Genomic DNA, 25,840 nt, shown 5'->3' on the forward strand with positions numbered 1-25,840 from the left:
ATCCCTTTGTTAACTCACCCGTTGCCCGAAGACGTGCCTGCGGACCCAGGCATGCATCGCTATACCGGCAGCCGAAGCTGCGTTTATCGATCGAGTTGAACCAAACTGTTCAATTGAAAGAGTGTCTTTCGCTGCTGCATGTACCTCCGGGCTGAGGCCAGGGCCTTCTTGGCCGAACACCAGCACACAGTTTCGTGGAAGTTCGTATGTCTCCAGAGGGACCGAATCGGGGAAAATATCTATCCCCAAGATGGTCAGCCCCTCCCCTTCGGCCCAGATCACGAATTCATCCACGGTGGCATGGTGGCGTACATGTTGGTAACGATCGGTCACCATAGCACCTCGGCGATTCCAGCGTCGGCGGCCAATGATATGGACCTCCTTGGCCAGAAACGCGTTTGCCGAGCGCACCACTGTGCCGATATTCATGTCGTGCTGCCAGTTCTCAATAGCGATATGAAAATCGTGGCGGCGCTCGTCGAGATCCGCAATGATCGCGTCCATCAACCAGTAGCGGTACTTGTCGGCGACGTTGCGCCGATCTCCCTGGGCCAACAGCTCAGGGTCATAGTGCGCCTCCGTCGGCAGTTCACCCTGCCAAGGGCCAACGCCGATGATGTGTTGCGCTGCTGGATCTGCCGTGGGTTCCTGCGATTCTTCGTTCACCCTTTAAGGGTAGTTGTTCGGCGAGGTGTCCACGTTCACGGCACTCACGGCAATTGCTGTGTAGGCTTTTAGTACCAGGGAAGTTGATCAATGACGAAACGTCCCACCATCACTGCCCAAGGAGGAATAACACCTCGTGACGACCATAACTCGAGCTTCGCGCACCATCCACGACATCAAAACCTGGCTGACCGACATGGACGGCGTGCTTGTCCATGAAAATCAGGCAATCAAGGGTGCCTCCGAGCTGATTCAGTACTGGCGCGAGAACGATTTGCGATTCCTCGTGTTGACCAATAACTCGATCTACACCCCACGCGACCTGCGCGCCCGACTGCTCGCCTCGGGCTTGGACGTTCCGGAGCAGAACATCTGGACCTCCGCCCTGGCCACCGCCGAGTTCCTGGCACGTCAGCGCCCCGGCGGACGCGCATTCGTAATCGGTGAAGCAGGTTTGACCACCGCTTTGCACGATGCCGGGTTCATCATGACCGATCAGAATCCGGATTATGTGGTGCTCGGTGAGACGCGCACCTACTCCTTTGAAGCCATCACCAAGGCGATTCGCTTGATCGAGGGCGGCGCACGCTTTATCGCAACCAACCCGGATGCCACCGGCCCTTCGTCCGAGGGTCTGCTGCCGGCCACCGGCGCGGTGGCGGCGCTGATCACTCGGGCCACCAACCGCGAACCGTACGTGGTGGGCAAGCCCAATCCGATGATGTTCCGTTCGGCCCTGAACCGGATCGACGCGCACTCGGAAACCACCGCAATGATCGGTGACCGGATGGACACCGACATCATTGCCGGCATGGAAGCCGGGCTGTTGACCGCGCTGGTCCACACCGGCATCACCTCGGCCAGCGATGTTGATACCTTCCCGTTCCGCCCGGATCTGCAGTACCCCTCGGTGGCTACCCTGCACGGCGAGCTAGTAGCGGAAGGCACCGGCGAACCAGCTGCCGGCAAGGTTAAAAAGCCGTAGCCTGAGCCTTGAGATCCGCCCCTTGCCAACCGTGGAAAGGGGCGGATACTTGTTTGCATGATGAGCCGTCCCTCCCAGCGGAGGCTGTTGAAGTTCGTATTGCTTGCCGTTGGCATTTATTTGGGCCTGACCCTTTTCATCGCCTTGAATTATGCGATGCGTTCCTGTCTGGGCCAAGGCGCCGAATTGCACTGCTCCGTATCCAATACCGTGGTGTGGGGAGAGCACCGCCTGCTCGGATTTGCCGTGCTCGCCTACTTGCTCGTAATTCTCGGCCTGTGGGCCAAGCGCAGCTGAGGCACCCAAGACGTATGCTTGATCCGTGAATCAGGAATCCGAATACCCGAGCGCCGCACCACGTGGCCGCGGGCGGCCTAGGGGCAGCACCACAGGTTCAACCCGCCGGAAAATCTTGAAAGCCGCGACCGAGGAATTCAGCACCGTCGGTTTCGAGGCGGCAAGCATTCGTTCCGTGGCGCGCCGCGCTGGTGTCGATTCGGCTCTGGTTCACCACTACTTCAAAGACAAGACCGGCCTCTTCCTCGAAGCGCTCAATATGCCGGTTAATCCTGGGGAGCTGGTTGCTCAGGCAATGACCAGCCCGCTTGACGAACTGGGCGAAGCCCTGGTGCGCACCGTCGTGACGGCGTGGGCAAACCCCGCCATTCGTCCTGCGGCCACCAGCTTGATCCGTGGCATGCTTTCCAGTCAGTCGGCAACCAAGCTCATGCGGCCCTTCCTCCAAAAAGAACTGCTCGCGCGGCTTGGCAAATCCTTGCCGCCCGCCGACGCCGACCGACGAGCCGCGCTGGCAGCGACACAGGTCATCGGAATGATTATCGGGCGGTACATCATTCAGCTCGAGCCGCTGGCTTCGATGGAGGACGAGGAGGTAGTCGCCTGCATTGGGCCCGCCGTCCAGTGGCATCTGACAGGAAAAATGCCGTCCTGAAAGCGTTGACCCCGGCCTTAAAGGGGTCTTTAATTCATTGCATGATGAATAAATCGGCCTGCGTTGTCGTGGACGGTTTGAGCGCGAAGCGAAGCAAGATGCTTGTGCTCGACGAGCTGAGTTTTGCGCTGTCCCCCGGACGCGTCATTGGCCTACTGGGCCCTAGCGGCAGCGGCAAGAGCACCTTGCTGCGGAGCATCGTCGGGAGCCAAATTATCACCCATGGCAGCGTGAAGGTGCTCGGCTCCTCGGCCGGCAGCAAGGCCCTGCGCCACCGAGTTGGCTACATGACGCAGGCTGCCAGCGTCTACGACGATCTCACCGTGCGCCAGAATATCGCCTACTTCGCAAGGATTCTTGGCGTATCCACCGCAGATGTTGACCGCGTCATCGCGTTGACCGATCTCGATCTTCAGTCGAAAAAATTAGCCATAGATCTTTCCGGAGGACAACGCAACCGAGTGTCATTGGCCATTGCGTTGCTCGGAACGCCAGATCTCGTCATCCTCGATGAACCAACGGTCGGGCTTGACCCGGTGCTTCGCTCCGATCTCTGGCGGCTGTTTACCGAACTTGCCGCCACCGGAATGTGCCTACTGGTCTCCAGCCATGTCATGGATGAAGCGATGCGCTGCGACGAGTTGCTCCTGCTCCGCGAGGGCCAACTGCTAGCCCAGCTCACCCCGGCTGAACTGCTTGCACGCACTCGAACCGAGAATCCAGAAGAAGCCTTCCTGGCCCTTGTTGGCGGGGTTGGCGGCGCAACGCCGAACGTTGCACGGCCGACTCCAAAACACCGCGCCGCGGGCAAGGAGAGTTCACCATGATCCGCACGCTCGCCACCTCCGGACGCGTCTTGCAGCAGGTTCGGCACGATCCACGAACCATTGCCCTCATGCTGGTGGTTCCCAGCCTGCTCATTGGCTTGATGTCCTGGATCTTCACCGATACAGACGTTTTTGCCCTGATCGGCCCAGCCATGATCGCGCTGTTTCCGTTTATCGTCATGTTTCTGGTGACCAGCATTGCCACGCTTCGTGAGCGCCACATCGGAACCCTGGAGCGTTTGCTGAGTTTGCCGCTGGCCAAGGGGGAATTCATTCTTGGCTATGCGCTGGCCTTCACCCTGATCGCAATCCTCCAAACGGTGATCGCGGTGTCATTTGCCGTCTGGGTGTGCGGCTTGGAAATCCAGGGGAGCCTTTGGCTGCTGTTTTCGGTTGCGGCGCTCGACTCCTTGTTGGGCACCAGCCTGGGGTTGATGGCAAGCGCTTTTGCCCGTACCGAATTCCAGGTGGTGCAGTTCATGCCCCTGTTCATCTTTCCGCAGTTCCTGCTGGCCGGGATCATCCTTCCACGTGCGCAGCTTCCACGTCCGCTGGAGGTCTTCGGCGATTGGCTGCCGCTGTCGCATGCGATCGATGCGTTGACGGCGATCGCGAATGGCACCGAAGATTCGGCCACGACCGCGAGCCTGCTGGTTATCATCGCGTGGATTATTGCGGCGCTTATTATCGGTTCGCTGACGCTGCGCCGCCGGACGCCGTAGCGGCCCCGGCCCCGAGGCCCGGCGCGGCAAAGGCACCAATCTGCCTGGGGTTTCTCAACGCTCTCTGCAGGGCAGGACTCGAAGCGCTGTAAACGTCTGGAGGCAAAAGGCAGTGGGGACTGAGCAGAATCAGTCCCCACTGCCTCTTAATCTGAGTTCTAGTCTCGGAATTCCAGCCAAGCAACCGCATCCTGAACCAGCTCACTAGGTGGCTGCGCGATGTCCAGTACGAGACCGAATTCGTCAGCTTCCAGCGGTTCGAGGGTTGCCAACTGCGACTGCAGCAGTCCCACCGGCATGAAGTGGCCGGGACGTGAGCCCATGCGCTCGGTCAACAGCTCCTCCGAGCCGTGCAGGTGGATGAACACCGTTCCTGGCGCTTGCGCCCGAATCAGGTCACGGTATTTCCGCTTCAGCGCAGAGCAGGCGATGACCATTGATTCGTTGCCGACCGTTCCCAAACGATTGCCGACCTCGCGAAGCCACGGTTCGCGGTCCGCGTCGTCCAGTGGCTGCCCGGCAGCCATCTTGTCGATATTCGCCTGCGGGTGCAGCGAATCCCCATCGAGGAATCCCGCATCCAGTTCCGCGCCGAGCAGCTCGCCCACGGTGGACTTGCCGCAGCCCGAGACACCCATGACGATGACCCGGTGCAGCATGGTGGGATTCGGCGTTTCCACTCCGTGCGCAACGGCATCCATGATTTCGGCGCTCACCAGTCGTGGACGGTGCCGTCGATGAGACGGTTGTAAGGCAGGTAGGCCTGCTGGTACGGGTAGGACAACGCCGCTTCCTCGTTGAATTCGACACCCAGGCCCGGCTTGTTGCCCGGGTGCAGGTAGCCGTCCTCGAAGGTCATGGACTGCTCGAAGACCGTGTTGGTGGCGTCCGAGTGCTGCATGTACTCCTGGATGCCGTAGTTGTGGATGGCCAGGCCCACGTGCAGCTGGGCGGCGAAGCCCACCGGGGAGATGTCGGTCGGGCCGTGGAAGCCTGACTTGACCTGGTACTGGGCGGCGTAGTCCATGACCTTCTTCAGCGGCGAGATGCCGCCGAAGTGGGTGGAGGCCGCGCGCACGTAATCGATGAGCTGTTCCTTGATCAGCGACTGGAAGTCGTAGATCGTGTTGAAGACCTCGCCGATGGCGATCGGGGTGGTGGTGTGCTGGCGGACCAGGCGCAGCGCTTCCTGGTTCTCGCCCGGGGTGCAGTCCTCGAGCCAGAACAGGTCGTAGGGTTCCAGGGACTTGCCCAGCTTGGCGGCCTGGATCGGGGTCATGCGGTGGTGCCCGTCGTGCAGCAGCGGGATCTCCGGGCCGAATTCGTTGCGCACCGCCTCGAAGACGCTCGGCAGGTGGCGCAGGTAGGCGCGGGTGTCCCAGTCCTCTTCCTGCGGGAACGCGCCGCGGCCGGCGGGCTCGTAGTCGTAGCGTTCACCCGAGGCCTGGGTCTGGGCGGCAACGCCATAGACGGCCTTAATGCCCGGGACGGCGGTCTGCACGCGGATGGACTTGTAGCCCAGTTCCAGGTGCTCGCGGATCGAGTCGAAGAGCTGCTCGGTGTCGGTGCCCGAGGCGTGGCCGTAGGCGCGCAGGCCGTTGCGCGAGGCGCCGCCCAGCAGCTGGTAGACCGGCATGTTGGCGGCCTTGCCCTTGATATCCCACAGGGCCATGTCCACCGCGGCAATCGCGGCCATGGTGATCGGTCCGCGGCGCCAGTAGCTGGAGCGGTAGAGGAACTGCCAGGTGTCCTCGATGCGGTGCGCGTCCTTGCCGATGAGCAGCTGGGCGACGTGGTCCTTCAGGTAGGAGGCGACGGCGAGTTCGCGGCCGTTCACGGTTGCGTCGCCGATGCCGACCAGGCCGGATTCGGTGGTGACCTTGAGGGTCACGAAGTTGCGTGACGGGCTGGTCACAAATACTTCTGCCTTGATGATTTTCATGGCAATCCTTTCGGGAAACGTGAGCTTCGATGCTCACGTGAGAGGTGGAGAAAACTAGCTGGTAAATCCCTTGCGCAGCTGGTGCACGCCGTCCACTGCCGGGCCTTCGGCGGCGAGCTGCGCATCAAGCACGGTGAGAAACGCGATGGTCTGCTCCCGGGACCCCGAGGAATCGGCGAGCGCCGCTTCCAGGGCCGGAGCCTGCGCGTCTGCCACTTCCGCGCCCGCGGCACGTTGGGCGGTGAGCTGATCGCACCAGGCGGCGATGGGACGCAAGGCTGCGCGCCCGTCGCGTCCGGCGGCGAGCTCTGCCCGGTAGACCGGGATCGCGCGGGCTGCCAGCTTCAGCGACCCGTCGATACCGATCTGAGCTAGGTAGTGGGCGATGCGCGGATTAGCGAAGCGTTCGGCCAGCGCCTGACGGTAGCCGGGGATATCCAGTCCCGGCTCGCTCAGGTGCGCCGCCGCAGCATCCCAGAACTCTTGGACCCACTGGTTGACTTGCGGGTCGGCCAGCGCCTGGGCAACGGTTTCGTGTCCACGCAGTTGTCCGGCGTAGGCCATCAGCGTGTGGGCACCGTTCAGCAGCCAGAGCTTGCGCCGTTCGAAGGGCTCAAGATCATCAACGAACAAGGCGCCGGCCTTTTCCCAGGCCGGACGTCCGGCTGGGAAGTCTCCTTGCAGCACCCAGGAGGTGAACGGTTCGGTGACTACCGGGGACGCGTCTTGGAAACCCGTTTCGGCGGCGACCGTGGCACGGTCTTCTTCCGTGGTCCGCGGGGTAATTCGGTCGATGGAGGTGTCCACGAAGCTGACATTGGCGGTGATCCATTTAGCCAGCTCCGCATTGATTCCGGCGGCGAAGCCGAGCACCGCGGCGCGGGTGACCGCGCCATTGCCCGGCAGATTGTCACAGGAGACAATCGCCAGGGCGCCGGCACCTGCGGCCTTGCGGGCGGCGAGCCCCAGCAGGATGCGCGCCGGGGCGGTGCGCAATTCTCCCACCGCTTCGCCGCCGTCGAGCATCCTGGCCAGCGCTTCTTGGTCATGGCGCACATCTGGATCTTGGGCATCGAGCACCGGTTGCCCCTGGGCAGTGATGACCTTGTACCCGGCTTCGGTGATCGTCAGCGTCACGATGGCGGTGGTGCCGCGGGAGAGCAGGTCGCGCAACGCGTCGAGGTCGCTGGCCGCGTAGGCGGTGGCGATCGATTCGATGGTTTCGAAGCGGTCACCCTCCGGCCCGCGGGTGACCAGGGTGTACAGCCCGTCCTGCGCGTTCAGCGTCTGCGCGGCGGTCGCCGAACGCCCGGTGAAGGCGGCGATCCCCCAGCCGTCGCCGGCCTGCGCGGTGTACCAGGCCTGGTGGGCGCGGTGGAAGGCGCCCAGCCCTAGATGCACGATGCGGATCTGCGGGCGGGTGCCGCTGCGCTGCGCTACGCCGCTCACAGCTTGAAAGCCCTGCGTGGTGCGGCGTCGACGACATCAACGATCAGCTCGGCGGCGCGGTCCTCACTGACCCGGTGCTCGGCGACCAGCCGGGCCAGGAAGGAGGCTTCGATGCGCCGTGAGGCGTCGTGCCGGGCCGGGATCGAGCAGAAGGCGCGGGTGTCGTCGATGAACCCGGAGGAGCGGGAGAACCCGGCGGTCTCGGTCACCGCGGAGCGGAAGCGCAGCATCGCATCGGGGGCGTCGAGGAACCACCACGGGGCGCCAATGTACACCGAAGGGTAGAACCCGGCCAGCGGCGCCAACTCGCGGGAATAAACGGTCTCATCCATGGTGAACAGGATGAAGTTGAAGTCCGCCGCCGTGCCGAAGTCCTGCAATACCGGGCGCACCGCTTCGGTGAAGCTGACCGGGAACGGAATATCGTGGCCGGTATCGGCACCGAACTTCTCGAAGCTCGGCAGGTGGTGGTTGCGGAAGGAGCCGGGGTGCACGGTCATCACCAGACCGTCCTGCACCGACATCCGCGCGGACTCGTACATCATGTGCGCTTCGAACACGTCGCGGTCCTCGGCGGTGGCCTCCCCGCAGCGGGCCTTGGTGAACAGGCGTTCGGCCTCGGCGCGGTCCAGCTTCAGGGTCAGCGGGGTGCGCACGCCGTGGTCCGCGGAAACCGCACCGTGGGAGATGAAGTAATTGCGGCGATTCTCCAAGGCTGCGAGGTAGCCGGCGTAGCCCGAAGCCCCGTCGCCGGCCTCGCCGATGAGCTTATCCACGTTCTCCACCCAATCCGGGTGGGCGATGTTCAGGTAGGCGTCGGGACGGAAGGTCGGCAGCACCCGTCCTGCGAAGCTCGCATCTGCCGCAATTTCCGCGTGGTAGCGCAGATCGTCCATCGGGTCATCGGTGGTGGCCAGCACCTCGATGTTGAAGTCCTTGAACAGCTGGCGGGGGCGGAAGCTCGGCTCGTTCAGCTTGCGCTGCAGCGCGTCGAAGCTGGCGTCTGCGGTTGCCTCGGAAATTTCGTCGCGCAGTTCAAATACGTGCTCGAACTCGGAACGCAGCCAGTAGCCCGAAGCGGTGCCGTCGAACAACGGCCAGGCCTTGGCGAATTCGCGCCAGATGGAGCGGGCATCAACGTCCGGGCTGGTGCCCAGCACCAAGCGGTCCATCGGGACGCCACTTGCATGGATCAGCCGCTTGACATAGTGATCGGGGGTGACCAACAGCGACGCCGGATCCGGGAACGGGGTATCGGTGGCCAGCATGGCCGGATCGACGTGGCCGTGCGGGGAGATAATCGGCAGGTCTTGGACCAGCTCCAGGAGATTTCGTGCAATGGCACGCGTTCCGGGATCGGATGGGAGAAGCCGGTCTGGCGCGGCGGCAATCGATGAGGACATGGCAACATGGTTTCCAAGTTGTATGACCTTCGTCAACAAGTTGCCATTTGTTGGCAACAACAGTTGCCCGAGTGCAACTACCTATTCCGCCGCCGGTCCCGTCGAATTGCGCACCGCCAGCCTTGCGGGCAGCACCACCGGTTCGTTTGACCTCGACTTGGCGCCCGCGGCGAAGGCCAGAAGGTTGTTCACCGCGGTGGCGCCCTGCGAGTACAACGGTGTTTCCACCGTGGTCAGTGCCGGAGTAACCAAGGCCGCACCGTAGCTGTTGTCGAATCCCACAACGCTCACCTCGCCGGGAACCTGCACCCGTGCCTGCGTCAGCCCGCGCATGAAGCCGATGGCCATCTGGTCGTTATAGGCAATGACCGCGCTGGTCCGGCGCTGCAGCCATTCGGTTGCCAGCGCCTCACCCCCGCCGATAGTCGGCTTGGACGAGTTCGTGCGCCGCACCGAGAGTCCGAGTTCGCTCGCCGCTTCGCGCAGCGAACGCCAGCGCATGCCGTCCACCCAGGAGGCCTCGGGCCCGGCCAGGTAGGTGATATTGCGGTGGCCAAGTTCGGCCAGGTGCTCGGCGGCGCGGCGGATTCCGCGCGCATTGTCGGTGACCACGCTGGCCACGTCCTTGACCGCACGGTTCATCACGACCATCGGCTTCTGCTTGGCAAGCATCCGGATCGCGGAGTCGGACATGCGCGAGCTGGAGAGCACGATGCCGTCAACCATTGGCAGGACACGTTCCAACGCCTGGCGTTCACGAACCTCGGATTCCTGGGTGTGGGCAAGTAGGGTGATGTAGCCGGATTCCGAGGCGGCGGCCTCGGCCCCACGCACGATCTCCGCATACACCGGGTTTCTGATATCGGCAATCACCACGGCAATCATCGAGGTGTGGCGCCCCGCGGCACGGCTGAATCCCGGCATGTGGGCCGAGCGGTAGCCGATAGCGGTCGCTGCATCGAAGATGCGTTGCGCCGTTTGGTGGCTGACCCGACCGGGTCTGGCGAAGGCACGCGAAACCGTGGATGCGGAAACTCCTGCCGCCGCGGCCACGTCATAGATCGAGGGTTGCTTTGGTAATTCTGTCATCTGGACCTCCATCGATCAGTGTAAGCGTGACCCATGCAACTAGTGGCAACATGTTGCAATATGGCAACGGGGTTTGGCTCTATGGAGTATGGCAAGGACCCGCCGCACTTGGTGGCGTGTCCCCATTGCAAGTGAATCGGCCGGGGATCCGAGCCCTTACAGATGCCCGCATGCGGGCAGGAAACAGGTAACACATGCGTTCCACTAAATTTTTGGGCCTCACCGGCGCCGCGGCAGTAATGATGCTGACCCTCGCGGCCTGTGGTGGCACCGATGCTTCGGGAGGTGGCGATTCAAAGGAGCTTCGCCTAGCCCTGAACCAGACCGAAACCCACCCGTCCTTCATTGCACTGGACAATATGGGAAAGAACCTCGACGAAGCTACCGAGGGCCGTGTCTCCGTTGACGTATACGCCAACGAAACCCTCGGCGCGCAGCAGGAAGCGATTCAGCTGGTCAGCGACGGCAGCGTGGACATGGCGGTCGTCTCCGGCACCCAGCTGGAGAACCTGAACCCCGAATTCCAGGTCTTCAACCTGCCAGGGGTCTTCGACAGCGTCGAGCACCAGATGGGCGTGATCGGTGACGAGGAAATCGTTGGCGAGCTCTACTCCTCGCTGGAGGACCAGAACCTGACCGTACTCGGCGGCTTCACCCAGGGCACCCGCAGCATCTACAACGCCAAGGCACCGATCAACACCCCCGAGGACATGGCCGGCATGAAGGTGCGCGTTCAGGAATCCGAGGTGCAGCTGGACATGATCAAGGCCATGAAGGGCGCCCCTACCCCAATGGCCTTCGGCGAGGTCTACACCGCGCTGCAGTCCGGCGTGATCGACGCGGCCGAGAACAACGAAGTCTCCTACCTGACCCAGAAGCACTCCGAGGTTGCCAAGTTCTTCTCCAACACCAACCACCTGGTGGGTCTGGACTACGTGGTCGTCAACACCGACGCCTACGAAGCCATGAGCGAAGAAGACCGCGCGGCATTCGACGCGCAGTGGGATGCTGCGGTCACCGAGCACACCGCGCTATGGACCACCGAAACCGAGAAGGCGCACACCGAGCTCGAAGCCGCCGGCGTGGAATTCAACGACGTGGATGCCGCGGCATTCCAGACGGCGTTGAAGCCGCTGATCGAGAAGTATGTCAAGACCGACTCCGCCAAGAAGATCTACGACGCTGCACGCGCTGCGGCCAAGTAATCAGCATTGGTTAACGGACAGGTAATTTCATGCAAGTAGTAAAGAGAAGCTTCGACAGAATCCTCGCGGTGGCCTGCGTCGTGTTATTCGCGGTCCTCGTTCTCACGGTGGTCTGGCAGGTCTTTGCCCGCCAGGTCCTCAACAGCCCCAGCGCTTGGACTTCAGAGCTCGCGCAATACCTGTTCGTTTGGCTCGGCCTGTTCGGCGCGGCGCTGGTCTTCGCCGAACGCGGCCACATCGCGGTGGACTTCGTGGTGCGCAAATTGCCCACAACCCTGGAAAAAGCGACGGCGCTTTTCGTCCAGCTTGCCATTGTGGCATTTTCCGCATTGGTACTGGTCTGGGGCGGTTTCCGCGTGGCCGAGAAATCGTGGGGGCAGGCCCTGACCGGCCTGCCCGCCACGGTCGGCCCGCTGTATCTGGTCATGCCGATCACCGGCATCATCATCATTTTTTATGCGATCTACCATTCGCTTGCGGTTATCCGCGGCGATGAAGAGCCCATCGCAGACACCGAACCCGACGTCGTCTAGGAGGAACCGTGGAAACTGCACTACTCGCGGGGCTCATACTCCTCGTCGGAATCGTTGTACTCATTATCTTGTCGGTGCCTATCGCGGTGGCCATCGGACTCAGCTCGGTGGCCGCAATCATCGCGGTCCTAGGCTTCGACCGGGCCGTATTGACCACCTCGCAGCAGGTGTTCGCCGGTATTAATTCATTTACGCTGCTGGCCATACCGTTCTTCATCCTGGCCGGCGTGCTGATGAACAATGGCGGGATTGCCGGGCGGCTGATCGATGCCGCCAAGGTGCTGGTCGGCCGGATGCCTGGCTCGCTGGCGCAGACCAATACCGTGGCCAATGCGCTCTTCGGTTCGGTCAGCGGAGCGGCCGTCGCCTCGGCCGCCGCCGTAGGCACCGTCATGGGTCCACGGCAGAAGAAGGAAGGCTACGACCCCAACTTCTCCGCCGCGGTAAACATCGCCTCGGCGCCCTCGGGCATGCTGATCCCGCCGAGCAATACCTTCATTGTCTACTCGCTGGTTTCCAGCACCTCGATCGCCGCGCTCTTCGTGGCGGGCTACGGCCCGGGCCTGGTCTGGATCCTCGCGTGCATGCTCGTGATCTATCTGTACTCGCGCAAGCACAAGGAAACTCGCTCCACCGAACGCGTCACCTTCGCCGTCGCGATCCAGACCCTGGTCAAGGCCATTCCTTCGCTGCTGATGATCGTGATCGTCATTGGCGGTATCCTCAGCGGCGTCTTCACGCCCACCGAGTCAGCCGCGATCGCCGTGGTCTACTGCCTGATCCTGGGATTCATCTACAAGGCAATCAAGGTTCGCGATCTGCCCGGCATCCTGCTCAACGCAACCAAGACCACCGCCATCGTGATGCTGCTCGTCGGCGTTTCCACGGCAATGTCCTGGCTGATGTCCTTCGCGCGCATCCCGGATATGATTTCGGACGGGCTGCTGAGCCTGACCGATAACCCGACGCTCATCTTGATGATCATGATGGTGATCTTGCTGGCCGTGGGAACATTCATGGACCCGACCCCGGCAATTTTGATCTTCACCCCGATCTTCCTCCCGATCGTCATGGAGTTCGGAATTCACCCGGTGCACTTCGGCACCATGCTCGTTTTCAACCTGTGCGTTGGAACGATCACCCCGCCGGTGGGCAACGTGCTGTTCATCGGCGCCCGGGTCGCGGGGCTGCGCATCGAACCGGTGATCCAGAAACTGCTGCCGTTCCTGATCGCACTCCTCGCGGGACTGCTCCTCGTGGTCTTCGTTCCAGAGCTAAGCCTCTGGCTGCCAACCCAGCTGGATTTGATCGCTCCTTAGGCAGCGTTTGCTCCACCTTGATCCCCTGCAGGCCTAGGCCTGCAGGGGATTTTTGGCATCCGGGCCTGCAAGGCACTTTCCTGCAACCCGGCAATTTATGGCAACCGCTTCGAACTTCACTATGCGCCAAGTCACAGTAGAAGTGATTTGGAATATCCGCACAGCTCAGGGATTCCAACCATCATTCGCAACCCACCAATGGAGACACCGATGTCCCGAAAGAATTCACCGCTCGCGATGCGCAGACGCATCGCGGCGGCAATAGTCATTCCCCTGGCCCTTACGCTGGCCGCCCCGGCAGCCGGAGCCATGCCAAGCAACCGCAACGAGCCAGCTGCCGCGGAACTCCCTACCGCGGCGAAGTCCAATGAGGGGAACCACGGCAAACCGCCAACGCTTGAAGCACGCGTCAAGGACACCATCAAGCACAACGGCCGCAGCTTCAAGGATCTGAACGCCAACGGCAAGCTCGATACCTACGAAGACTGGCGCAAGCCAGCGGAGGAACGCGCTGCGGATCTGGTCTCGCAGATGACCTTGGACGAGAAGTCCGGACTGATGCTGATCGATACGCTGAACGCCGCCTGCGACGTCGAAACGCAAACCCGCGGCACGCTGGATCCAAAGGCCAGCGACTACGTGAACAACCAGAAGATGCACCGCTTCGTCTTCCGCAACACGGTGACCAGCGAGGACAAAGCAGTCTGCGGCGGCAGCGAAGGCGGCTTCCGGGCCAGCACCTCGCTGACCCCGCAGGAAGCGGCCAAATACATGAACACCGTCCAGGAGCTCGGCGAAGGAACTCGTCTGGGCATCCCGATGCTGTTCAAGTCCAACGCGCGCAACCACATCGACCCGGATGCCCGTGCCGGGATCAACGAGTCCGCCGGCGCCTTCACCGCGTTCCCCAAGGAGGCGGGTCTGGCGGCCGCTGCTCTGGGCGAAGAGGCACTGCGCACCGGGCAGGATCCGGCCACCGGAGACATGTCCATCATCGATGACTTCACCGGAGTCATGGGCGAGGAGTGGGCATCCATCGGGCTGCGCGGAATGTACGGCTACATGGCGGACCTGTCCACCGAACCACGCTGGTACCGTGCCCACGAGACCTTCACCGAGGACGCTGAGCTCAACTCGAACATCATGAGCTCGCTCGTCCAGGGCCTGCAGGGGCCAGCGGACCAAGAAGGCGTCTCGTTGAACCCGGACAGCCCGGTCGCGCTGACCATGAAGCACTTCCCCGGCGGCGGGCCGCAGGAACTGGGCCTGGATGCGCACTATTCCTTCGGCAAGACCCAGGTCTACCCAGGTGATGGCTTCGGCTACCACCTCAAGCCTTTCGAAGCAGCCATCAATGCCGGCGTTTCCTCAATCATGCCCTACTACGGGGCACCAATGGAGGTCACCAACAACGGCGTCGAATACGACTCGACCGGCATGGCCTTCTCCAAACAGATCGTCAATGACCTGCTGCGCGACGAGCTGGGCTTCGCCGGATACGTCAACTCTGACACCGGGATCATCAACGACCGCGCCTGGGGCTTAGAAGACCAGAGCGTCCCGGAGCGGGTCGCCGCCGCGGTCAACGGGGGAACCGACACCCTTTCGGGCTTCCACGACGTCAAGACAATCACCGATCTGGTCGACTCGGGACTGCTCACCGAGGAACGCATCGATTTGGCAGCTACGCGGCTGACCACCCCGATGTTCCAGATGGGCCTGTTTGAGAACCCCTATGTCGAGGTCGAATCCGCCGGCAAGATCGTTGGCAGCGAGGCGAACCGCGAGGTAGGACTGGATTTGCAGCGCAAATCGGCGGTATTGCTGCAGAACAAGGAAACTCCAGACGGGGAGAAGGTCCTTCCGCTGAAGCCGAACTCGGATGTCTACATCCTGGGTGACTTCACCGAGGAAAAGGTCGCCAGCTACGGCTACGACGTCACCAACGGCAACACCGAAGATCCGGCCGCGCGTCCAAGCGCCGAAGACAGCGACTACGCGCTGATCTCGGTGACCGTGAACAACAAAAACACCAGCGCCTACAAGTCCAACGATCCGGAAACCGGGATGAACCCCGAGCACCTCAGCTCGATCATCATGGACGGCGTCGCTGGGCTCGACGGCAACAGTCCGTTTGGCGCCGCGGATGCCTGCATGACCCAGGATGCCGAGAGCTGCACGGACGACGGCCTGGTCTTCGGCGGCTCGCTGCCATGGGAGTCCAGCGTCCTTGACTTCACCGGTATGTCCGAATCGCAGTCGTGGGAAATCAGCCCCTCGCTGGACACCATCAAAGAGGTCATGAACGAGGTCGAGGACCCGAGCAAGGTTGTCATGCACGTGTACTTCCGCCAGCCATTCGTCATGGATGAGGCCAGCGGAATGCGCGATGCGGGCGCCATCGTGGCAGGATTCGGCATGAGCGACACCGCGCTGATGGACGTGCTCTCCGGAAAGGTGGCACCGCAGGGTCGCATGCCGTTCGCGCTGGCCGGCACCGCCGAGGCCATCCGCGAGCAGTACAGCGACCTGCCAGGTTATGCGGAAACCACCGATGGTGAGCTCTACCCCTTCGGCTACGGTTTGACGTACTAGCAAGCCACGGCTTAGGAACCGCAGCTCAATAAAAACTGGCCCGGATGGGGCGGACCAAAAGTCCGTCCCATCCGGGCCAGTTCTTATTGAGTATGTAGTTACAGGCCCAGCTCGGTCTTGCCATAGGCGAACAAGTACGGAACGCCAGCTTCGGCCTCGATGCGCTCCTTGGCGCCGGTGTCGCGGTCAACGATCACGGCGACGGCAATGACGTTGCCGCCGGCCTTGCGCACGCCTTCGACGGCAGTCAGAGCGGAACCACCGGTAGTTGAGGTATCTTCCAGAACGATCACGTTCTTGCCTTCGACACTCGGCCCTTCAACCTGACGTCCCATTCCATAGGACTTCTGCGCCTTGCGCACCACGAATGCGTCAAGGCTACGGCCCCGAGTCCGCGCGGTATGCATGATTGCGGTACCCACCGGGTCTGCGCCCATGGTCAAACCGCCAACATTGGTGAATTCAAGCTTTGCCGCATCCAGCAGATCGAGCATGACCTCGCCGATGAGTCCGGAGGCTTCCTGCTGCAAGGAGACCCGGCGCAGATCGATATAGTAATCCGCTTCCTTGCCGGAGGAAAGAGTGACCTTGCCACGCACGATGGCAAGTTCTTGGATCAGTTCTTTAAGCCGCTCACGGGCGTTGGTTTCGCTCATAGGCACAATTCTAATCGCCACAACCGAGTGGCCGTTGCACGGAATGCCCTGTATGACAGCTATTTCTCGGTGCAATCCAGCCCCAAGACGCGGTACTCCGGGAACAGTCCCTCGCAGCCGTGCATCGTTACCTGATCAGGGCCCGGTGACGGATCGGTGGAACCGCGATTGAGCTGGCCGTACTTGTTTATTTTAGCCCCTAGCCCCAGCCGTAACTCCCGGCTAGGGTGGGATCATGAATGCGACTCGCCCCTTGGGTTTCTGGTTAAAATTGGTGGATTCGCTGATCGACGAGCAGTTTGCAGCGACCTTGGAAGAACACGGTGTCACGCGCCGGCAATGGCAGGTGCTGAACCTGCTCGAGCAGAATCCTGCGTCGGAAGCCGAGCTCACCACGGGCCTCTCACCGTTTTTTGCCTCGCCCGATGAACCTCAGTCCGTCACCGAACACCTGGCAGAGCTCGTGGAATCCGGGTGGATTTCGCGCCAAGGCGGTGAGTACCTGATCACCGAACGCGGACATGTGTCACTGGTGAAGCTCAGCGAACTGGTCGAACGAATCCGCACCCAGTGCGGCGAGGGGCTCACCCCGGAGGCATATTCCACCACGGTGAGTTCCCTGGAACAGATGGCCAAGAACTTTGGCTGGGCCGAGGCTGAAACCGAGTAGCCTGCCGGGTGGAATGTTGAAAACAGATTAACTTTCCGCCCCGAACAGCGGTATTTGGCCGCTGCGCCCATTCTCATGCCTAGTATTGGATGCATGCGCGAACTGCAAGCAGAGATCATCGAAGAACTTGGCGTCAAGCCACAAATCATTCCGGCACAGGAGATCCACCAGCGCGTGGGGTTCCTGAAGGACTACCTCGGTGCAACCGGAGCCAAGGGTTTCGTGCTGGGAATTTCAGGCGGCATCGATTCCACCTTGGCCGGAAGGCTTGCGCAACTGGCGGTCCAAGAGGTCCGTGACGCCGGCGGCGAGGCGCACTTTGTCGCGGTCCGCCTGCCCCATGGGGTGCAGAGCGACGCCGATGACGCGGCGAAGGCCATGGCGTTCATCGGCGCCGACGAGGAGTTTGAAGTAAATATCGAAATGCCCGTCAAGGCTCTGGATGAAGCGCTGGACAACGCGGGCCACCCACGCATCAGCGACTTCAACCGCGGTAACGCGAAGGCCCGAATGCGCATGATCGTGCAATACGCCATGGCCGGCGATCGCCGCATGCTGGTCCTCGGAACCGATCATGCAGCCGAATCGGTCACCGGATTCTTCACCAAGTTCGGAGATGGTGGCGCGGACCTTTTGCCTCTCGCCGGGTTGAATAAACGCCAGAACCAAGCCTTGCTGCGAGAATTGGGTGCTCCAGAGCTCCTCTGGGCCAAGGAACCAACCGCGGACCTATTAGATGGCCAGCCGCAGCGGACTGATGAGGACGAGTTGGGGCTGAGCTACTCGCAGATCGATGACTACCTCGAAGGCCGGGAAGTCGATGCTGCCGCAGCCAAGTCCATCGAATCCCGCTTCCTCGGTTCGCGCCATAAGCGTACGGTTCCCGCAACCTACCTCGATACCTGGTGGCGCAGCTAGCTCTTCTCCTCGGGCACCGAGTCGGTTACCTCGAGAGCTTCGCACAGGGTTTTGAAGTCGTCATTAATTTGTTTTCGTGGATGTTCGCTTACTCGTGCACTCTTCCAGAAACCGGCAGACAGCAATGGCAGGACAACTGCAGCCCCGAGCATAATGAAGCTCAAGCCCAGTGACTGTGCCCCACGCGCAGCTACGGAAGCGTTAGACCGCCATGATCCTCGTGCAGGTGGCGCATGCTGATGATCTGCCCTAGCCAGCACTTTCCGGATTGGAACGTACTTTCGGCGCAAAAGTTCACTAGGACTCGGCCACCTACACATGGAGATTTTCCCTAGACGAACGCGCTCACTCCGGTCAGCGCCCGTCCAACGATCAATGAATTAATCTCATAGGTGCCCTCATAGGTGTGCAGGATTTCAACATCGCAAAAGAATTTGGCCATCTCATGGTCGGTCACCACGCCATTTCCGCCAAGCAGCGCACGGCCCAACGAGACCGTTTGGCGTGCGAGCCGGGTTGCAGTGGATTTGGCCAGCGCCGCGTCGACCATTTCCAGTTCGCCGCGTTCTTGCTTGCGCGCGATGTCCATCATCATTGACAGGCAAGCCGTCGCATTACCCGCAATCTCCGCCAAGGATTGCTGCACCAGCTGGAATGAGGCAATGGGTTGGCCGAATTGCTGCCGGTCCTTAGCGTAAGCGGTACAGATATCCAAGGTTGCCAGCATGGCGCCAACCGCCTGCCACCCGACCCAGGCGCGAGACTGCATCAACAACGCATTCGCCGAGGCGAAGTTGACCGCACCAGGGAGTTTATTCTCCAACGGAATGCGGACATTCTCCATTGAAATATCCGCATTCTGCATGATGCGCAGGCCGATCTTGTTTTCGATCTTGGTTGCGCTGTAACCCGGACGGTTGCTTTCCACCAGAAAGGCCCCTACCGCGCCGCTCTCGGGACATTTTGCCCAGATCAACGCAAAATCGGCGATGGTCCCCATTCCGATCCAACGCTTGGCCCCGTTGAGCACATATTCGTCGCCCTCGCGGGTCGCGGTGGTGTGGATGCCTCCGGCAATGTCCGAACCATGGTCGGGTTCGGTCAACGCAAAGGCGCCAAAGGCTTGGAACGTGGTGAGTCTTGGAAGCCAGGATTCACGCTGCTCATCCGATCCGAGCGCATCGATCATGCCCACGATGAGCTCATTGTGGATGCCGACAATGGATGAAAGGGATACGTCGGCTCTTGCGATTTCCGCGTGGAGCAACCCGCGCAACAGATGCGAGGAGCCATCTAGCTGCACTCCCGCTAAACCGGCATCGGCCAGCTCTTGCACGAGCCCTGCGGGAAATTCCTCGCGATTCCAGAACTCGATCGATTGCCGGCGAATGCGTGTCTGCAAAAACTCACGCACCTGTTCTAGTCGCGTCCGATCGGCCTCGTGCAGTTGGTGTGCCACACCCAATAGGTCCATCCGATTTCTCCTTCCAAACCCTTGGAAGTCCAAGTATATTGTTGGACTAAGACTTCCTTAGGGGGTAAATGTTGAATTCTCCATTGCCACGCGATCCGATTGCTCAGGCCCGTGAACAGTGGGTTGCCCATGGTTGGGCATCCGAAGCCAATGCCATGGCCGCTATCACCGCGGTGATGCGCACGGCGTCGATTTTCTTGCAGCGAGCCGATGCGATTCTCAAACCGCATGGGCTCACCTTTGCGCGTTTCGAAGTGCTCGCCTTGCTTGGGTTCTCCAAGCGCGGTTCGCTCCCGATGAGTCACGCAAGTGAGCTGCTCCAGGTTCATGCTACGAGCTTGACCAACTCGGTGGACCGGCTAGAGGCCACCGGGCTGGTGCAACGAGTTGCGCACCCTACCGATGGGCGAACCAGGCTCCTGGAACTCACGGCCCAAGGCCTGGAGGTGCTCGATGCCGCCCGAACTGATTTGAACGAACAGCTCTTCGCCCAAAGCGATTTGGAAGCCAAAGACGCGACAGATCTATTCGAGATCCTCTCTCGTTTCCGCCGCGCCTCGGGCGACTTCCTATAACGAACCGTCTCGAATCGCATTGATGACCCCGGAAAAGTCGGTGCCTGCATTTCCCTCATCGCTGAACTTCCGATACAGCGCGGCCGCGAGACTGCCTAGCTGCGCATCGGTCTGCGTCTGTTCCAATGCGCTGGAGGCCAAACCGAGGTCCTTGGCCATTAACGCGGCAGCAAATCCAGGCTGATATTCCCGGTTGGCCGGCGAGCTAGGGACGGGGCCCGGGACCGGACAATTTGTTGTCACCGCCCAGCACTGCCCCGAAGCCGAGGAAATCACGTCGAAAAGGGCCTGGTGCTCCAGGCCCAAACGCTCGCCTAAGACGAAGGCTTCCGCCGCGCCGAGCATGGAGATGCCCAAAAGCATATTGTTGCAAACCTTGGCCGCTTGCCCCGCCCCATGCCCACCGCAATGCACGACCCGCTTGCCCATGATTTCGAGCACCGGGTTGATCTGCGCCAGGTCGGCTTCATCGGCGCCGAGCATAAATGTCAGGGTTCCCGCTTCCGCGCCAACTACACCACCGGAAACTGGAGCATCGGCACTTCGATGACCGGCCGCCACCGCGAGCTGGGCGGCTTCGCGCGCCTGTGCCACATCGATTGTCGAGCACTCCAAGAACAAGGTGTCCGCCTTGGCAGCCCCAAGCAGGTAGTCCCGGTAGGCATCCAGTACATGCTGCCCGGTGGGGAACATGGTGAGCACGACATCCACGTCGCTTGCGGCTTCGGTGCCGGTAACCACAGTTTCGATTCCGGCCGCGGCGGCCGCTTCAAGAGCGGCAGGCACCACATCAAAAGCCTTGAGGCGATACCCCGCACGGTGCAAGTTGATGGCCATGGGAAGCCCCATATGGCCCAGTCCCAAGAATCCTATGATTGGTTTTCCGCTCATCTTCCACTCTTTTCTCGTAACCCCTGCTCCAACAGTGCAAAATTCAATTCCGCTCCAGGCAATGGTGCGAAATGTCGTGCCGTTCGCTGTTCGCGGGTCAAATTACCCACTCGTTCATGCCACTGGGGGTTGCGATCTTTGTCGATCACCGCGGCCCGGATTCCTTCGGCGAAGTCCGGGTCATCCAGTCGGTTAACCGCGACCCTGAACTCGCGACGCAGATCCTCGCGCAGGTTCTTCCCGGCACTGGCCAACAAATCATCGACGAGCCGCACCGAACTAGGGCAGGCGGCTCGGAGTGCCTTGGAGACAAAGCTGGCCTGGGCGTCCGCGCAAGCGTCGAGCGCGGCGAGAATCGCCGGGATACTTGGTTCGGCGAAGGCCTGAACCCAATCCTCGTCCAGTATTCCCTGCTCGGCGGTGCTCGTAAATCGCGTAATCACCTGATCGGCTTCGAGAGTCTCCAACTCGGTCAGCAGTTGCGGCAAGCTCGCCTGCGCCACGTAGTCGTCTGCCAGCCCCAAGGCAATGGTGTCTGCCGCGTGGAATCTCATCCCGGTTAGTGCCGCTAGGCGTCCCGCGGCTTTTGCACCCTTGGCCAGCAGGTGGGTACCTCCCACATCTGGGAAGAAACCGATTCCCACCTCTGGCATGGCGCAGCGGCTGGTCTCGGTCACGATGCGATGGCTGCCGTGGGCGGAAACCCCAATCCCGCCGCCAAGCACTATCCCGTCCATCAACGCCACGAACGGTTTCGGATACTCGTCAATGAGTACATTAAGTTGATACTCGATACGCCAGAACTCTTCGGTGGACCCATCTCGGTCCAAGATATCCCGGTAGATCGCCACAATATCGCCCCCTGCGCACAGGCCTCGCTCCCCCGCTCCGGTGATCGCGACCTGTCGCACCGCTGGATCATCACGCCATTCAAGCAACGCGTAGAGCATGCCCCGGCACATCTGCGTAGTGAGCGCATTGAGCGCTTTGGGCCTATTGAGAGTGATGAGTCCCAAATGCCCCCGGCGCTCGGTCAGAATGTCGGTCAAAATACCCACCCCTCGGTGATCGCTGTCACAGTTCATTCTCGAATATACTCGGACTTCCAAGTAAATTGAAGTGGCGCATGACAGCAAACTTGATAGGTTGAACTAGTGAAGATAGCGACCTGGAATGTGAACTCCCTGCGCGCCCGGGCTGACCGCGTCGAAGACTGGCTGCGCCGTACCGACGTTGATGTCCTGGCAATTCAGGAAACAAAATGCAAAGACGACAATTTCCCCTGGGAACTTTTCGAGAACAACGACTACGAGGTGGCGCATTTTGGCGTCAACCAGTGGAATGGCGTGGCAATCGCCTCCCGTGTGGGGCTGGATGACGTCCAGCGCACGTTCCCGAATCAGCCAGAGTTCGGCAAGGGCGGGAAAGACCCGATCCAAGAACCCCGAGCCATCGCGGCCACCTGCGGCGGGGTTCGCATCTGGAGCCTCTATGTGCCCAACGGCCGGGCCCTGGATGACGAGCACATGGGCTACAAGCTCAACTGGCTCGACGAATTGAAGAAAAATTCGGTCGAATGGCTCGACGCAGATCCACAAGCTCAAATTGCACTGCTCGGCGACTGGAACATCGCGCCGAAAGACGAGGACGTCTGGGATATCCAGTTCTTCTTGGACAACCAGCTCACCCACGTCTCGGCCCCCGAGCGTGCCGCCTTTGGCGGATTCGAAGACGCCGGTTTCACCGACGTAGTTCGCCCACACACCGAGGGCGCCTACACCTACTGGGACTACACACAGCTGCGCTTTCCGAAAGGCGAGGGCATGCGGATCGATTTCGCGTTGACCTCCCCCGCACTAACCGAACGGGTCAATACCGCGAGTATCGACCGCGAGGAACGCAAGGGCAAGGGCGCTAGCGATCATGCTCCGGTTATCGTGGAGTTGGACGACTGACCATGACCAGAAAATTGACTGGGCCACTGGCAGAGCTTACGGCAGCTACCGCGCATTTGCGCGTCTATGAACCGTTGGACGCTTTCGAGGATTGGGCCCAGTCAATTATCCTGCGCACCGGGCAGCGTAGCGCAAGCCATTGGGACAGCTTCGAGAACGAACGGCTCTGGGAACGCACGCTGCGCCCCATCTCGGACCCCTTCCCGCACCATGAAGCAGAGCATTTTCGCTCGCTGAAGATCCTTGACTACGAGGGCAACGAGCACACCCGATACTGTCCCGGCCAGCTGCAGGCGCGCAGCCTGCTGGCCGCAGAAGAAGCCGAGGAGGCCATCCGGACCGAGGTTCTGGACCTCCTGGTGCCTCCCGCAGCACGTAGCGCGAATGCCGAGCGTGTTAATCCCGATCGGCTAGCAGCAGATCTCACACACCTGCATACCCGCACTTCCACCTGGGGTATACCGCTGAGCTGGTTTGCGCTCTTCCGGGAAGATGACGAGTACGAACAGGTCCACGTTGATGACCGGTTGCTCACAGTGCGGCTCATAGTACCCTTCGATCAGGCGGTAGAACGCCTCTCTTGGGCAGTGCAAACGCTCGTGACCTATGCACCTCAGGCACCGTTGTTTGAGGAGCTTGGCGCGCTCGGCAGCTGGCTTGAATCCTTCGATAGCCGCTCGGTGATCGAATTGGACTACGGGATGCTTGCCGAGATCGTGTGGCCAGATGAATCCGCCAACGACCTCATGCACGGAATCCAAGCAATCGAAGACGGAGATCTGCCCACGGCGGCGGCGGCCTATCGACGGCTGACGAACCGCTGGTTGGGTCCGCGGCATCTGGGCCGGGCCAACTAAATTCTGTCCAGGACGGCCGAATCAAAAAGTATTTCGTTAACGCAAAAAGCTCCGGTTGAAACCGGAGCTTTTCATTTTGGCGACCCTGACGGGACTTGAACCCGCGACCTCCGCCGTGACAGGGCGGCGCGCTAACCAACTGCGCTACAGGGCCATGAGTTTTGAATCTAACTTCAAACCACATGGCAAAGCCCTCGGTATACCGAGGGCTGCGTGGCTCCGACCGGCGTCGATCCGGTGACCTTTCGATTTTCAGTCGAACGCTCTACCAACTGAGCTACAGAGCCTGGCACCACTGAGTGGACACCAGATTTATTGCCTAAACAATAAACCGAGCGACCCTGACGGGACTTGAACCCGCGACCTCCGCCGTGACAGGGCGGCGCGCTAACCAACTGCGCTACAGGGCCTTGCTTTCGCAAGCCAATGGATTTCTCCATCTGACAACCAACGAATTGGCTGCTTGTACCCCCAACGGGATTCGAACCCGTGCCGCTGCCGTGAAAGGGCAGTGTCCTAGGCCGCTAGACGATGGGGGCCTATATCTGCTGCGGTTTCTTTCGTCTCCGCTGCGGACTTCAATAACTATACGTGGCCTTTTTGCCATTTGCAAAACCGGCATCCGGAGAACTTTTAGGGGACGCAAATCGACGGCGAACAGTAGGCTTGAATCATGGACTTGGAGATGAGCGACGACGAATTTGACGAGCTGGTTCAGGCTGCCATCGACGGCATTCCCCAGTCGGCGATAACCATGATGGACAATGTTGTTTTCTTCATCGAGGACGAGTACGAGCCACTTCCCGGAGAAGCGAAAAACACCGACATTCTGGGGCTATACGAGGGTGTTGCGCTAACCGAGCGAGATCTTGACTGGGCTTCAGGGGCACTGCCTGATCGAATCACGATCTTCAAAAACCCGACCCTCAGGGCCTGCGAAACACGCGATGACGTCGTGCGGGAGGTTCGCATTACGGTCATGCACGAGGTGGCCCATCACTTCGGAATCGACGACGAAAAACTGCACGATTTGGGCTGGGGATAGCCCAAATCGGCAAAAACTAATATTGAGATGTGCGTCACGAAAAATACTCTTTATTTGATCTTAGTGCCGCTTCGCAGTTCCTCAGAAGGGAATGCGGTAGCCCAAATTCATTTCATCTTCCGGCGCCGGCAGAACGGCGGGACCTTTGGAGCAAGCAGCAAAATCCCACTTCCAGGTCCGGGCCAGGCAGAACGCTCGGAGGTTCAACGTTCCCAAGCCGCCCGAAACCGGGCTCCAATTCTAGATTCGGCGCCATGAACAGTTCCCGCGCTCAGGGTCCCTCGGTGGCACAGCATTTGGCAGATGCACGCTACGCCAAGCACGGCGAGCGGGTCCTCTGGCATTAGGGCAGATAGTCTGCGAAATGATCGCTCGGGCCCACGTGCGCACCATTTCGAACAGGGTCCCTGCGCATCGCGTAGAGAAATGAGAGCGTCCAAGGCTTACAACCACCAGAACGCCCCCGCCGCCACAGCGTCCGCTGCGAAATTCAATTCGACCCCGTCAAGCGGATCTCAACGACCGCCAGCGGCAAAGCCGGAGGAGCAAGACTGCTCGCCGGCTTCTGCTCGTCCGCTCTGGAAGACGATGGTGCCCAAAAGCTGAAATGGCACCGGCGTCGACAAGCGCCCCTAGCTGGGACTCGGTGTCAGACTTGCTTCAGCAGCTACCTGTGCGGTGACGTCAACATCAAGTGCCGCGCCGGGTAAGAGCGCCGGGACGCCGGTTCGGGCGAAGTTCTTCATGGTGATGCTCCCTCGCGTCGGTCGCCGGCCTGTTGGTCGACACACCGTTGGCTACCGCCGAGCACCTATCAGTCGCATTCCATTAGTTTTGCTATTCACGGCGCATGTTGAGCTTTCGGTCCCTGAAATGTCATTCACAGTTCCCTGCCTGAGAGGATCCCCCAGCAGTTCGAGTACTGTTCCGGGGTTGGCGGGAAAGTCGAGGTCGCACGCGAGCCGTTCTGCTCGCCGATCGCCGCGGCCTTGGTGAGACGGCTCAAACGGTCCCGGACGGGAACTGCTTCTGAGAACTGGATGACCGCATGTTCCCGGATGCCCCCCTGCTACCGTTCGACAGGACCGCCTGCTAGGAAATGCTGGCAACAG

Annotated in this window: 26 protein-coding genes and 4 tRNA genes; 15 read left to right on the forward strand and 15 right to left on the reverse strand. The window is 61.0% G+C overall.

The genetic code is table 11. The features are described from left to right. Window positions 1–9 precede the first annotated feature (9 nt). Window positions 10–666, reverse strand: coding sequence for an RNA methyltransferase (locus tag CIK76_RS09590; protein ID WP_096285781.1), 657 nt, complete (start codon window positions 664–666; stop codon window positions 10–12). A 136-nt stretch (window positions 667–802) separates the two neighbouring features. Here CIK76_RS09590 and CIK76_RS09595 point away from each other — a divergent pair, with 136 nt between their 5' ends. From CIK76_RS09595 to CIK76_RS09615, 5 genes are all read left to right on the forward strand, one after another. Next, on the forward strand, window positions 803–1,651 hold the full coding sequence (locus tag CIK76_RS09595; RefSeq protein WP_255248413.1) for an HAD-IIA family hydrolase: 849 nt from the start codon (window positions 803–805) through the stop codon (window positions 1,649–1,651). Window positions 1,652–1,708: 57 nt separating this feature from the next. Beyond that, complete coding sequence (locus tag CIK76_RS09600) at window positions 1,709–1,948, forward strand: hypothetical protein (protein WP_096285783.1); 240 nt, start codon at window positions 1,709–1,711, stop codon at window positions 1,946–1,948. Window positions 1,949–2,063: 115 nt separating this feature from the next. Continuing rightward, window positions 2,064–2,603, forward strand: a complete 540-nt coding sequence (locus CIK76_RS09605) for a TetR family transcriptional regulator (protein ID WP_217990364.1) — start codon at window positions 2,064–2,066, stop codon at window positions 2,601–2,603. 41 nt (window positions 2,604–2,644) lie between these two features. Next, a complete protein-coding gene (locus CIK76_RS09610; RefSeq protein ID WP_176484157.1) occupies window positions 2,645–3,430 on the forward strand; it encodes an ABC transporter ATP-binding protein in 786 nt (261 codons plus the stop codon). Continuing rightward, on the forward strand, window positions 3,427–4,152 hold the full coding sequence (locus CIK76_RS09615; RefSeq protein ID WP_096285787.1) for an ABC transporter permease: 726 nt from the start codon (window positions 3,427–3,429) through the stop codon (window positions 4,150–4,152). The genes CIK76_RS09610 and CIK76_RS09615 overlap by 4 nt, the downstream gene beginning before the upstream one ends. A gap of 158 nt (window positions 4,153–4,310) precedes the next feature. Here the strand turns inward: CIK76_RS09615 and CIK76_RS09620 are convergent, their stop codons facing one another. The 5 genes from CIK76_RS09620 to CIK76_RS09640 all read right to left on the reverse strand — a co-directional run bounded on the left by CIK76_RS09620 (window position 4,311) and on the right by CIK76_RS09640 (window position 10,035). Further along, a complete protein-coding gene (locus CIK76_RS09620) occupies window positions 4,311–4,868 on the reverse strand; it encodes a gluconokinase (RefSeq protein ID WP_343252121.1) in 558 nt (185 codons plus the stop codon). After that, window positions 4,865–6,094 carry a D-mannonate dehydratase ManD gene (gene manD / locus CIK76_RS09625; protein WP_096285789.1) on the reverse strand — a complete coding sequence of 410 codons (1,230 nt, stop codon included), beginning with the start codon at window positions 6,092–6,094 and terminating at the stop codon, window positions 4,865–4,867. The genes CIK76_RS09620 and manD overlap by 4 nt, the downstream gene beginning before the upstream one ends. 54 nt (window positions 6,095–6,148) lie before the next feature. Next, complete coding sequence (locus tag CIK76_RS09630) at window positions 6,149–7,543, reverse strand: mannitol dehydrogenase family protein (protein WP_096285791.1); 1,395 nt, start codon at window positions 7,541–7,543, stop codon at window positions 6,149–6,151. Further along, the gene (gene uxaC / locus CIK76_RS09635; RefSeq protein WP_096285793.1) at window positions 7,540–8,946 is read right to left on the reverse strand and encodes a glucuronate isomerase; all 1,407 of its coding nucleotides are present in this window, start codon (window positions 8,944–8,946) and stop codon (window positions 7,540–7,542) included. Before uxaC ends, CIK76_RS09630 begins: the two co-directional genes overlap by 4 nt. An 81-nt stretch (window positions 8,947–9,027) precedes the next feature. Continuing rightward, the gene (locus CIK76_RS09640) at window positions 9,028–10,035 is read right to left on the reverse strand and encodes a LacI family DNA-binding transcriptional regulator (protein WP_217990365.1); all 1,008 of its coding nucleotides are present in this window, start codon (window positions 10,033–10,035) and stop codon (window positions 9,028–9,030) included. A gap of 194 nt (window positions 10,036–10,229) precedes the next feature. Between CIK76_RS09640 and CIK76_RS09645 the strand changes: the two genes are divergently transcribed. From CIK76_RS09645 to CIK76_RS09660, 4 genes are all read left to right on the forward strand, one after another. Next, window positions 10,230–11,240: a TRAP transporter substrate-binding protein gene (locus CIK76_RS09645; RefSeq protein ID WP_096285797.1), complete on the forward strand. Its 1,011-nt coding sequence runs from the start codon at window positions 10,230–10,232 to the stop codon at window positions 11,238–11,240. 29 nt (window positions 11,241–11,269) lie between these two features. Beyond that, the gene (locus CIK76_RS09650) at window positions 11,270–11,773 is read left to right on the forward strand and encodes a TRAP transporter small permease (protein ID WP_096285799.1); all 504 of its coding nucleotides are present in this window, start codon (window positions 11,270–11,272) and stop codon (window positions 11,771–11,773) included. 8 nt (window positions 11,774–11,781) lie between these two features. After that, window positions 11,782–13,092: a TRAP transporter large permease gene (locus CIK76_RS09655; protein ID WP_096285801.1), complete on the forward strand. Its 1,311-nt coding sequence runs from the start codon at window positions 11,782–11,784 to the stop codon at window positions 13,090–13,092. A gap of 210 nt (window positions 13,093–13,302) precedes the next feature. Continuing rightward, entirely contained in the window at window positions 13,303–15,687 is a 2,385-nt protein-coding gene (locus CIK76_RS09660) for a glycoside hydrolase family 3 N-terminal domain-containing protein (RefSeq protein ID WP_217990366.1), read from the forward strand. Between the two features lie 98 nt (window positions 15,688–15,785). Here CIK76_RS09660 and pyrE read toward each other — a convergent pair whose 3' ends face one another. Next, complete coding sequence (pyrE, locus tag CIK76_RS09665) at window positions 15,786–16,343, reverse strand: orotate phosphoribosyltransferase (protein ID WP_096285803.1); 558 nt, start codon at window positions 16,341–16,343, stop codon at window positions 15,786–15,788. Between the two features lie 235 nt (window positions 16,344–16,578). Here pyrE and CIK76_RS09670 point away from each other — a divergent pair, with 235 nt between their 5' ends. Next, window positions 16,579–17,013 (forward strand): helix-turn-helix domain-containing protein, encoded by a 435-nt coding sequence (locus CIK76_RS09670; RefSeq protein ID WP_096285805.1) that lies wholly within the window; start codon window positions 16,579–16,581, stop codon window positions 17,011–17,013. Window positions 17,014–17,106: 93 nt separating this feature from the next. Next, on the forward strand, window positions 17,107–17,931 hold the full coding sequence (gene nadE, locus CIK76_RS09675) for an ammonia-dependent NAD(+) synthetase (RefSeq protein ID WP_096285807.1): 825 nt from the start codon (window positions 17,107–17,109) through the stop codon (window positions 17,929–17,931). A 331-nt stretch (window positions 17,932–18,262) separates the two neighbouring features. On the opposite strand, the gene CIK76_RS09680 is transcribed toward nadE, so the two are convergent. Further along, complete coding sequence (locus CIK76_RS09680) at window positions 18,263–19,405, reverse strand: acyl-CoA dehydrogenase family protein (protein ID WP_096285809.1); 1,143 nt, start codon at window positions 19,403–19,405, stop codon at window positions 18,263–18,265. Between the two features lie 71 nt (window positions 19,406–19,476). Here CIK76_RS09680 and CIK76_RS09685 point away from each other — a divergent pair, with 71 nt between their 5' ends. Further along, on the forward strand, window positions 19,477–19,980 hold the full coding sequence (locus CIK76_RS09685; protein ID WP_096286035.1) for a MarR family transcriptional regulator: 504 nt from the start codon (window positions 19,477–19,479) through the stop codon (window positions 19,978–19,980). On the opposite strand, the gene mmsB is transcribed toward CIK76_RS09685, so the two are convergent. Next, a complete protein-coding gene (mmsB, locus tag CIK76_RS09690) occupies window positions 19,975–20,871 on the reverse strand; it encodes a 3-hydroxyisobutyrate dehydrogenase (protein WP_096285811.1) in 897 nt (298 codons plus the stop codon). The genes CIK76_RS09685 and mmsB overlap by 6 nt on opposite strands. Then, window positions 20,868–21,920 carry a 3-hydroxyisobutyryl-CoA hydrolase gene (locus CIK76_RS09695; RefSeq protein ID WP_096286037.1) on the reverse strand — a complete coding sequence of 351 codons (1,053 nt, stop codon included), beginning with the start codon at window positions 21,918–21,920 and terminating at the stop codon, window positions 20,868–20,870. Before CIK76_RS09695 ends, mmsB begins: the two co-directional genes overlap by 4 nt. 105 nt (window positions 21,921–22,025) lie before the next feature. On the opposite strand from CIK76_RS09695, the gene CIK76_RS09700 reads away from it, so the two are divergent. Next, entirely contained in the window at window positions 22,026–22,826 is an 801-nt protein-coding gene (locus CIK76_RS09700) for an exodeoxyribonuclease III (protein ID WP_096285814.1), read from the forward strand. 2 nt (window positions 22,827–22,828) lie between these two features. Next, window positions 22,829–23,683, forward strand: a complete 855-nt coding sequence (locus CIK76_RS09705; RefSeq protein ID WP_096285816.1) for a hypothetical protein — start codon at window positions 22,829–22,831, stop codon at window positions 23,681–23,683. Window positions 23,684–23,760: 77 nt separating this feature from the next. Here CIK76_RS09705 and CIK76_RS09710 read toward each other — a convergent pair. The 4 genes from CIK76_RS09710 to CIK76_RS09725 form a co-directional block, all read right to left on the reverse strand. After that, a tRNA-Asp gene (locus CIK76_RS09710) sits at window positions 23,761–23,837 on the reverse strand. A gap of 60 nt (window positions 23,838–23,897) precedes the next feature. Then, window positions 23,898–23,970, reverse strand: a tRNA-Phe gene (locus CIK76_RS09715). Between the two features lie 49 nt (window positions 23,971–24,019). Then, window positions 24,020–24,093, reverse strand: a tRNA-Asp gene (locus CIK76_RS09720). A gap of 56 nt (window positions 24,094–24,149) precedes the next feature. Beyond that, window positions 24,150–24,222, reverse strand: a tRNA-Glu gene (locus CIK76_RS09725). Between the two features lie 134 nt (window positions 24,223–24,356). Here CIK76_RS09725 and CIK76_RS09730 point away from each other — a divergent pair. Further along, window positions 24,357–24,728, forward strand: coding sequence for a metallopeptidase family protein (locus CIK76_RS09730; protein WP_096285818.1), 372 nt, complete (start codon window positions 24,357–24,359; stop codon window positions 24,726–24,728). Window positions 24,729–25,608: 880 nt separating this feature from the next. Here the strand turns inward: CIK76_RS09730 and CIK76_RS19790 are convergent. Then, the gene (locus CIK76_RS19790) at window positions 25,609–25,734 is read right to left on the reverse strand and encodes a hypothetical protein (protein WP_255248414.1); all 126 of its coding nucleotides are present in this window, start codon (window positions 25,732–25,734) and stop codon (window positions 25,609–25,611) included. Window positions 25,735–25,840: the final 106 nt, after the last annotated feature.

The sequence above is a fragment of the Glutamicibacter sp. BW80 genome (assembly GCF_002332385.1).
Classification (GTDB): domain Bacteria; phylum Actinomycetota; class Actinomycetes; order Actinomycetales; family Micrococcaceae; genus Glutamicibacter.

What these genes read in the sequence shown, in the direction of transcription:
- CIK76_RS09600 (WP_096285783.1), top strand. Translation starts at nt 1,709, where the DNA reads ATGATGAGCCGTCCCTCCCAGCGGAGGCTGTTGAAGTTCGTATTGCTT.
- CIK76_RS09610 (WP_176484157.1), top strand. Translation starts at nt 2,645, where the DNA reads ATGATGAATAAATCGGCCTGCGTTGTCGTGGACGGTTTGAGCGCGAAG.
- CIK76_RS09615 (WP_096285787.1), top strand. Translation starts at nt 3,427, where the DNA reads ATGATCCGCACGCTCGCCACCTCCGGACGCGTCTTGCAGCAGGTTCGG.
- manD (WP_096285789.1), bottom strand. Translation starts at nt 6,094, where the DNA reads ATGAAAATCATCAAGGCAGAAGTATTTGTGACCAGCCCGTCACGCAAC.
- uxaC (WP_096285793.1), bottom strand. Translation starts at nt 8,946, where the DNA reads ATGTCCTCATCGATTGCCGCCGCGCCAGACCGGCTTCTCCCATCCGAT.
- CIK76_RS09640 (WP_217990365.1), bottom strand. Translation starts at nt 10,035, where the DNA reads ATGACAGAATTACCAAAGCAACCCTCGATCTATGACGTGGCCGCGGCG.
- CIK76_RS09645 (WP_096285797.1), top strand. Translation starts at nt 10,230, where the DNA reads ATGCGTTCCACTAAATTTTTGGGCCTCACCGGCGCCGCGGCAGTAATG.
- CIK76_RS09650 (WP_096285799.1), top strand. Translation starts at nt 11,270, where the DNA reads ATGCAAGTAGTAAAGAGAAGCTTCGACAGAATCCTCGCGGTGGCCTGC.
- CIK76_RS09660 (WP_217990366.1), top strand. Translation starts at nt 13,303, where the DNA reads ATGTCCCGAAAGAATTCACCGCTCGCGATGCGCAGACGCATCGCGGCG.
- pyrE (WP_096285803.1), bottom strand. Translation starts at nt 16,343, where the DNA reads ATGAGCGAAACCAACGCCCGTGAGCGGCTTAAAGAACTGATCCAAGAA.
- CIK76_RS09670 (WP_096285805.1), top strand. Translation starts at nt 16,579, where the DNA reads ATGAATGCGACTCGCCCCTTGGGTTTCTGGTTAAAATTGGTGGATTCG.
- nadE (WP_096285807.1), top strand. Translation starts at nt 17,107, where the DNA reads ATGCGCGAACTGCAAGCAGAGATCATCGAAGAACTTGGCGTCAAGCCA.
- CIK76_RS09680 (WP_096285809.1), bottom strand. Translation starts at nt 19,405, where the DNA reads ATGGACCTATTGGGTGTGGCACACCAACTGCACGAGGCCGATCGGACG.
- mmsB (WP_096285811.1), bottom strand. Translation starts at nt 20,871, where the DNA reads ATGAGCGGAAAACCAATCATAGGATTCTTGGGACTGGGCCATATGGGG.
- CIK76_RS09705 (WP_096285816.1), top strand. Translation starts at nt 22,829, where the DNA reads ATGACCAGAAAATTGACTGGGCCACTGGCAGAGCTTACGGCAGCTACC.
- CIK76_RS09730 (WP_096285818.1), top strand. Translation starts at nt 24,357, where the DNA reads ATGGACTTGGAGATGAGCGACGACGAATTTGACGAGCTGGTTCAGGCT.